Here is a 7350-nt window from a genome sequence, read left to right as displayed (position 1 = left end):
ACCAGAGCGCACCCATGCAGCCGCCCCCCGCAAAACGCGCCATTGCCGCACCGCGCAGGCCTGCGGCGCCGACCAGGGAACTGGCCACGGCCGGGGGTGACTGGGAGACTTTCTAGTTCATGAGTCCCTGGAGCGTTGAGGCTGAAGTTTTCTGTGCGCGGCTGGCTGCTTCTTGCTCAAGTTTTCGGGGGAAATGTCGTTATCTCTCACAGAGGCGGTCGAAAAACGCCACCGGGTCATTGTCGTCGCCTTGAAAGGCCAGCCTAAATGTCGAATAGCATGTTTTATACCGGTCTGAGTGGCCTCAATGCCGCCCAGGCTGCATTGGTGACCACCGGCCACAATACCGCCAACGTCAATACCCCCGGCTACAGCCGCCAGGCTGCGCAGCTTGCCTCGAGTAACGGTATTTACAACCCGGGCGTCGGGTTTTTCGGCAGCGGGGTCAAGGTGGGTGACGTGACACGCAGCTATGACCAGTACCTTGTGTCACAGCTTAACCAGGCGCAATCCCTGAACCAGTCGCTGACGACGTATTTCACGCAGATCAGCCAGATCGACAATTTGCTGGCTAACCAGAAAGCGGGCCTGGCGCCCCAGCTGCAGTCGCTCTTCACCAACATTCAAGCAGTGGCCAACACACCGGCCGATCCGGCGGCCCGGCAGCAGCTGATCAGTTCCGCGCAAGCCACGGCCAACCAGTTCCGGTCCATGGATCAGTACCTGACCGGCCTCAACGGCAGTGTCAATGACCAGATTGCCGGTAGTGTCGATCAGATCAACACCTACGCCGAGCAGATCGCCAGCCTGAACAAGCAGGTCGCCATGCTCAGCAATGCCACCGGCGGACAGGCTCCCAATGACCTGCTGGATCAACGGGACCAGCTGGTCAATGAATTGGGGCAGCTGATTGGTACCAAACTGGTGGTTCAGGACGGCGGCCAGTACAACATCTTTGTCGGCAACGGGCAGACCCTGGTGCTGGGCGACAAGGCCACCAGGCTGGCTGCGGTGGCTTCATCGGGCGACCCCACCCGATCGGTTGTCGCGGTGGTCAACGCAGGCGGCAATGCCGTTCAACTGCAGGACAGCACACTCGGCGGGGGCGGTTCGCTCGGCGGGCTGCTGCAATTTCGCAGCGAAACGCTGGCACCGGCGCAAAACGCGCTGGGCCGCATGGCGATCGCATTGGCCGATACTTTCAATGCCCAGCAGAACCTCGGTACTGATCTGAACGGTGTCCTGGGATCTGACTTCTTTTCGCAGGCAAGCCCGGCTGTGCTGGTGAACAGCAAGAACACAGGCAATTTGGTGCTGACGCCGTCTTTTTCCGACAGCAACCAGTTGACCACGAGCGACTACCGACTTGACGTGTCCGCCGGCCCCGCCTACACCCTGACGCGGCTGTCGGACAACCAGAACATTCCCCTGACAGCTGGTTTTCCCGGTGCAGCGCCTGCGGACACCACCACCTTCGACGGCGTCACCCTGACCCTGGCCAGTGGCGCCGGCGCACCGGGCGACTCCTTCCTGATCCAACCCACCCGTACCGGTGCACGCGACTTGGCGGTACTGATGTCCGATCCGGCGAAAATCGCCGCGGCTTCGCCCATCGTGACCGGCAACACGGCCGGCAACCAGGGCAGCGGCGCCATCAGCGCCGGCAAAGTCGACGCGGCCTACCTGGCGACGCCGTTAGCGGCCACGGTAACGCTGACGTACAACAGCGTCACCAACCAGTTGTCGGGTTTTCCAGCCGGGGCGGCCGTCACGGTGACGCCAGCCAACGGCGTGCCTGACCCTGCCAGCCCCTACGCCGCGGGCGCACCCGTCACGTATTCGCAGGGGGCGACCATGAGCTTCAATGGCATCACCCTCACCATCAGCGGTACGCCGTCAAACGGCGACCGGTTCACCGTTGAAAAAAACAACGGTGGCGTTTCCGATGGCAGCAATGCCCTGTTGCTGGGCGCATTGCAGAACAAGAAAACCATGGGCAATGGATCGGCTACCTTTAACGACGCGTATGCGCAAATGGTCAGCAGCGTCGGCAACAAGGCCCGGCAGATCCAGATCGCCGGTACCGCCCAGACCAGTCTGACCACCCAGATCCGGTCTGCCCAGCAGTCGGTGTCGGGCGTGAACCAGGACGAGGAAACCGCCAACCTGCTGATGTTCCAGCAGATGTACCAAGCCAATGCCAAAGTGATCCAGACGGCGTCAACGATGTTTGATGCGGTCCTGGGCATCAGCCACTAGGCGTCACCCGCCACCAGGAGTTCATGATGCGTATCAGCACCCAGTCTTTTTACGAACAAAGCCAGACCACCATGGGCGCGCAGCAGAGCAGCCTGCTGCGGGTCCAGCAGCAGATTGGCGCCATGACCAAAATCCTGGCGCCGTCCGATGACCCGCTTGGCGCTACCCGAGCGCTGGCCGTATCGCAGTCCATCGCCCTGAATTCACAGTATGCGACCAGCCGCGGGCAGGCCACGCAGACTCTGTCGCTGGAGGAAAACACCCTGCAAAGTGTCACCACGGTGCTGCAGACCATCAAGGGCCTGCTGGTTGAGGCCGGCAACGGCACCCGAACCGACGCCGATCGGGCCACCATCGCCACCACGCTGCAAAGCAGCTTTGACCAGTTGCAGGGACTGGCGAACACCGATGACGGTACCGGGCAGTTCCTCTTTGCCGGTTTCAAGAGTGCCAGCGCGCCGTTTGTGCGGCAGTCCGACGGCAGTGTTCTCTATGCCGGCGACCAGGGCCAGCGCCTGATGCAGGTGGACGTGTCCCGGCGGATGGCGGGCACGGACGACGGCCGCAGCATTTTTCAGACCGTGCAGGGCGGGGCAGGCTACGTCAGCGCGTCACCCGTCGGCAACACGGGCAGCGGCGTGTTCGGCCCCGCGTCGGTGGTGGATCTGGCCGATCCCAACTACGGCAAGGATTTCGTGATCAGTTTTCCGACGGCCACCACCTACCAGGTCGATACGGCGGAGGTGCCGCCCGTGGCTGTGGTGCCAGCCACTGCTTTCACGGCCGACAGTCCCATTCAATTCGGCGGCCTGCAGATCAGCATCAGCGGTGCGCCGGCCGCCGGCGACAGCTTCAGTGTCGCCACCGCCAAAAATGCGGGTACGGACATGTTTGCAGCGATCGGCGATGTGATCGCCGCACTGCGGGCGCCGGTGGACAACGCCGGTCCGGCCGCACAGGCCAAGCTGTTGAACGCGTTGAGCACCGGCAACAGGAAGATCACCAATGCGCACGACAACGTCCTGACGGTGCGTGCTTCGGTCGGCACGCGCCTGCAGGAGCTGGACGCGTTGGGAAGCGCCGGCGACAGTCGTGCCCTTTATGACAAGAGTTACCTGTCCGACCTGCAGGACCTTGACTATGCGAGCGCCATTTCCGAGTTCTACCAGCGTGAGACCGCACTGAAGGCCAGCCAGCAGACCTTTGTCAGAATCCAGCAGATCGCGCTGTTCAATTACCTGTAGGCTTCATTGCGGATCCGCCCAATACGCTATTGATTTAATAGCTATCTGCGCACGTGGGTATTGGGCTAGGGCCTCAAACCGTGTAAAAAATCCAGCGTGGTCGTAAAACCTGATGCAAACCGCGGTTCCAGAAAAGGCGCCAGGTACTGCATCAGCAACTGCAGCATGGCCATGCCGGCCAGCAGTGTAATGGGAAAGCCAACGGCAAAGATGCTGAACTGCGGTGAGACCCGGTTCAAAATGCCCATGGCCAGGTTCAGGGTCAACAGCGTGGCGATGAGAGGCAGCGCCAGCATGAGGCCACCCGAGAAGATCTCGCCGCCCGCTGCCACCAGCTGGAACCAGCCGCCGGCGGCCAGTGGGGCGTCGGCCACCGGCAGGGCCTGGAAGCTCTCGGCCAGTGTCATGACCACCATCAAATGGCCGTCCACCGCGAGAAAAATCAGCATGGCCATCACGTTGAGCAGGCGTGCGATGACCATGGTGTTGCCGCCGCTGGTGGGATCGAAAAATGACGCAAAAGACAGGCCCATCTGCAGGCCCACGTATTCACCGGCCGCCTGCACCGCAGCAAACACCAGGCGCATGGAAAAGCCCATTGCCGCGCCAATGAGTACTTGCTGGATCAGGATCCAGAAGCCGGCGGCAGACACCAGCGGGACTGCCGGCATGGCGCCCAGCGTGGGCGCAACAACGATGGCCAGCAGGGCGGAGAGGCCGACCTTGGCGGCGCGCGGAACAGCGCGTTCGCTGAAGATGGGTGCGGTGCTGACAAGCGCCAGCATGCGCACAAAAGGCCAGAGAAAGGCCACCATCCAGAGATTGAGCTGGTCGGAGGTGACCGAGAAAACAGGGGGCATCAGCCGACGAGCTGCGGGATGGATGAAAACAGGTTGCGCATGTAGTCCAGCACACTGTTGAGCATCCACGGACCCGCAATCACCAAGGTGGCAAACACGGCCAGCAGCTTGGGAATGAAAGACAGCGTCATTTCATTGATCTGTGTCGCGGCCTGGAACAGGCTGATCAGCAGACCGGTGACCAGGGCCACCAGCAACAGCGGCGCGCCCAGCAGGAGAGAGAGCTTCATGGCCTCGTAGCCGAGCGCCATGACTGATTCGGGCGTCATGTCCAGTCCATCCCTAGGTGTAGAAGCTCTGCGCCAACGCCCCGATCAGCAGCTGCCAGCCGTCCACCAGAACGAACAGCATCAATTTGAACGGGAGCGAAATCGTGGCGGGCGGCACCATCATCATGCCCATGGACATCAACACGCTGGCCACCACAAGGTCGACGATGAGGAAAGGAATGAAGATCGTGAAGCCGATCTGGAAGGCGGTCTTGAGCTCGCTGATTACAAAAGCCGGCAGGAGAATTCGCAAGGTGACCTGCTCCGGGCCTTCCAGTTTCTCGATATTGGCCAGCCTGGCAAACAGCGCCAGATCAGCCTCGCGGGTCTGCTTGAGCATGAACTGCTTGAACGGCTCGACGCCGCGCTCCAGGGCCTGTTCTGCACTGATCCTGTTTTCGGAGAAAGGCTTGTAGGCCGTGCTGTGGACTTTGTCGAAGACGGGCGACATGACAAAAAAGGTCAGGAACAGCGAGAGCCCGACCAGCACCTGGTTGGGCGGTGAGGATTGTGTGCCGATGGCCGTGCGCAGCAGGCCGAGCACAATGAGAATCCGGGTGAAGCTGGTCATGGACAGCAGCAGCGCCGGCAGGAAAGACAGGGAGGTCAGCAGCACCAGCGTCTGCACGCTGAGCGACCAGGTCTGGCTGCCGCCGGGTCCGCGCGAGCTGGTGATGCCCGGCAGACCCTGGGCACCGGCCAGGGCCGGCAGGAGCATCAGCGCCAACAGCAGAAAGGGCAGAAGGAGCGGCAACACCGCGCGGCTTCCCAGGTAGACAGGACGGGTCACTGTCCGTCCCGCTTTCCGAGCTTGGTGAGGGATTCCGCCAGCCTTTGTGAAAATGCACTTGCGCCTGCCAGGGCACGGTGGGTCGGCGCCGCATCGAATTCGGACAGCTTTTGCGCTGGCATGGTGTGCAGCGCACTGACCTGACCCGCGGCGACGCCAAGCACCAGCCACGATCCGCCGATCTCCACCACCACGACCCGCTCGCGCTGCCCCACCATGGCGCTGGACACCACCTTCAGCAGGCGGCCACCGCCGGCCTGCTGCAGGCCAAAGCGCCGCGCGGCCCAGGCACAGAGAAAGATGAGGGCCAGCACCACGGCCAGGCCCAGGCCCGCCTGCAGCAGCCCGGCGGCACCGAAGGATCGTACGGGTTCTGCCGCCGCCGTGGGAACGGTCGGCAATACTGCACCAGCTGAAAAGCTGAGGCTGGCCAGCGCGGCGGCCGCCAGCGCACGAAGGTCCGCCCGCCTCATCGGTTCAGTTTCTGCATACGTTCTGACGGCGTGATGATGTCGGTCAGACGAATGCCAAACTTGTCGTTGACCACCACCACCTCTCCCTGGGCAATCAGGTAGCCGTTGATGAAGACATCCATCGGCTGACCCGCCAGACCGTCGAGTTCGACCACCGACCCCTGCGACAGCTGCAGCAGGCTCTTGATGGTGATGCGCGTGCGTCCCAGTTCGGCTGTCAGCTGGACAGGAACGTCGAGCACCCTGTCGATGTCGCCTTTGGCGATGTCGAAACCCGCGTTGCCCTGGATCGGCTGGAAAACCCGCTCGCCGGCCGGTGTGGACGATGGTGCGGGTGCCGGGGGTGGCGGGACCGGGGCCGGTGCTGTGTCTGCTGCCGAGGCGAGCGCCTGCTCGGCAAGTGCGCTGCCCCAGTCGTCCAGTTCGGCCGCTGGCTCTTGCTTGCTGTCTTCACTCATGGTCTTTTCCCTTGCTGGAGTCGCTGTCTTGGTGGTGGATCATTTTTTCCACGCGCAAGGCATAGTGGTTGTTGGAGGTGCCGTAGCCGCACTCCATGACAGGCACGCCGTTGACCTTGCCGATGATGGTTTCCGGAATCTCGACAGGCAGCACGTCGCCGACCTGCAGCCTGAGCAGCTGGCCGATGCTCGATTGCATGCTCAGGAAATGCGCCCTGAGCTCGACGTCGGCGCTTTGTACCTGCTGCGACAGCTGCCTGACCCAGCGTTTGTCAACTTCGATTTCGTCCTGCAACGGGTTGGACAACAGATCCCGGATCGGCTCGATCATGGAATACGGAATGCAGACATTGAGCGCGCCGCCGATGGGTCCGAACTCGATCTGGAAGGTCGTGTTGATCACCACTTCGTTGGGCGCCACGATATTGGCCAGTTTGGCGTGCATCTCGGAACGCACATATTCAAAGGCGAGCGGATAGACCGGCTGCCACGCGCTGCCGTAACTTTCCAGCGTGAGGTTGAGCAGCCGCTTGATGATGCGTTGTTCGGTCTGGGTGAAGTCGCGGCCCTCGATCCGGACGTGGTAACGGCCGTCGCTGCCGAACAGGTTGTCCACCACAAGGAAAACCAGCTTGGGGTCAAACACGAACAAGGCCGTGCCGCGCAACGGCTTCATGTGCATGAGGTTGATATTGGCCGGAACCGGCAGGTGGCGGATGAAGTCGCCGTACTTCTGGATCTGCACCGCGCCGACCGAAATGTCGGCGCTGCGCCGCATGAAGGTCAGCAGCGCACTGCGCAGGTGCCGGGCGAAACGGTCGTTGATGACCTCCAGCGTGTGCATGCGGCTGCGCACGATGCGATCGTCGGTGCCGAGGTTGTAGGTCGGCGGACCTTCCTGAGGAGGTGGCGGCGCACTGACTGCGTCGGTGTCACCGGTGACACCCTGCAGCAGCGCATCTACTTCGTCCTGGGACAGCTGCTGGTCATAAGCCAT

At 62.3% G+C, this 7350-nt stretch carries 8 protein-coding genes; 2 read left to right on the top strand and 6 right to left on the bottom strand.

Features of this window, described 5'->3' with window-relative positions; genetic code table 11:
* Positions 1-267 precede the first annotated feature (267 nt).
* Positions 268-2259, top strand: coding sequence for a flagellar hook-associated protein FlgK (flgK, locus tag PSV33_RS18750; RefSeq protein WP_300564114.1), 1992 nt, complete (start codon positions 268-270; stop codon positions 2257-2259).
* Positions 2260-2285: 26 nt separating this feature from the next.
* Positions 2286-3503, top strand: coding sequence for a flagellar hook-associated protein FlgL (gene flgL / locus PSV33_RS18745; protein WP_300564112.1), 1218 nt, complete (start codon positions 2286-2288; stop codon positions 3501-3503).
* Between the two features lie 65 nt (positions 3504-3568).
* Here flgL and fliR read toward each other — a convergent pair whose 3' ends face one another.
* The 6 genes from fliR to fliM all read right to left on the bottom strand — a co-directional run bounded on the left by fliR (position 3569) and on the right by fliM (position 7350).
* Positions 3569-4363: a flagellar biosynthetic protein FliR gene (fliR, locus tag PSV33_RS18740; RefSeq protein WP_300564110.1), complete on the bottom strand. Its 795-nt coding sequence runs from the start codon at positions 4361-4363 to the stop codon at positions 3569-3571.
* Positions 4363-4632 carry a flagellar biosynthesis protein FliQ gene (gene fliQ, locus PSV33_RS18735; RefSeq protein WP_096699905.1) on the bottom strand — a complete coding sequence of 90 codons (270 nt, stop codon included), beginning with the start codon at positions 4630-4632 and terminating at the stop codon, positions 4363-4365. The genes fliR and fliQ overlap by 1 nt, the downstream gene beginning before the upstream one ends.
* 13 nt (positions 4633-4645) lie before the next feature.
* On the bottom strand, positions 4646-5350 hold the full coding sequence (fliP, locus tag PSV33_RS18730) for a flagellar type III secretion system pore protein FliP (protein WP_300564122.1): 705 nt from the start codon (positions 5348-5350) through the stop codon (positions 4646-4648).
* A 68-nt stretch (positions 5351-5418) separates the two neighbouring features.
* On the bottom strand, positions 5419-5895 hold the full coding sequence (gene fliO / locus PSV33_RS18725) for a flagellar biosynthetic protein FliO (RefSeq protein WP_300564108.1): 477 nt from the start codon (positions 5893-5895) through the stop codon (positions 5419-5421).
* Entirely contained in the window at positions 5892-6353 is a 462-nt protein-coding gene (fliN, locus tag PSV33_RS18720; RefSeq protein WP_300564106.1) for a flagellar motor switch protein FliN, read from the bottom strand. The genes fliO and fliN overlap by 4 nt, the downstream gene beginning before the upstream one ends.
* Entirely contained in the window at positions 6346-7350 is a 1005-nt protein-coding gene (gene fliM / locus PSV33_RS18715) for a flagellar motor switch protein FliM (RefSeq protein ID WP_300564104.1), read from the bottom strand. The genes fliN and fliM overlap by 8 nt, the downstream gene beginning before the upstream one ends.

The sequence above is a fragment of the Polaromonas sp. genome (genome assembly GCF_029945895.1).
Taxonomy (GTDB): Bacteria; Pseudomonadota; Gammaproteobacteria; order Burkholderiales; family Burkholderiaceae_C; genus Polaromonas.
This window is presented reverse-complemented; position numbering and strand designations above follow the sequence as displayed.

Coding starts and splice junctions, on each gene's coding strand:
- fliQ (WP_096699905.1), bottom strand. CDS start 4,632: ATGACGCCCGAATCAGTCATGGCGCTCGGCTACGAGGCCATGAAGCTC.
- flgK (WP_300564114.1), top strand. CDS start 268: ATGTCGAATAGCATGTTTTATACCGGTCTGAGTGGCCTCAATGCCGCC.
- fliP (WP_300564122.1), bottom strand. CDS start 5,350: ATGCTCCTGCCGGCCCTGGCCGGTGCCCAGGGTCTGCCGGGCATCACC.
- flgL (WP_300564112.1), top strand. CDS start 2,286: ATGCGTATCAGCACCCAGTCTTTTTACGAACAAAGCCAGACCACCATG.
- fliO (WP_300564108.1), bottom strand. CDS start 5,895: ATGAGGCGGGCGGACCTTCGTGCGCTGGCGGCCGCCGCGCTGGCCAGC.
- fliM (WP_300564104.1), bottom strand. CDS start 7,350: ATGGCTTATGACCAGCAGCTGTCCCAGGACGAAGTAGATGCGCTGCTG.
- fliN (WP_300564106.1), bottom strand. CDS start 6,353: ATGAGTGAAGACAGCAAGCAAGAGCCAGCGGCCGAACTGGACGACTGG.
- fliR (WP_300564110.1), bottom strand. CDS start 4,363: ATGCCCCCTGTTTTCTCGGTCACCTCCGACCAGCTCAATCTCTGGATG.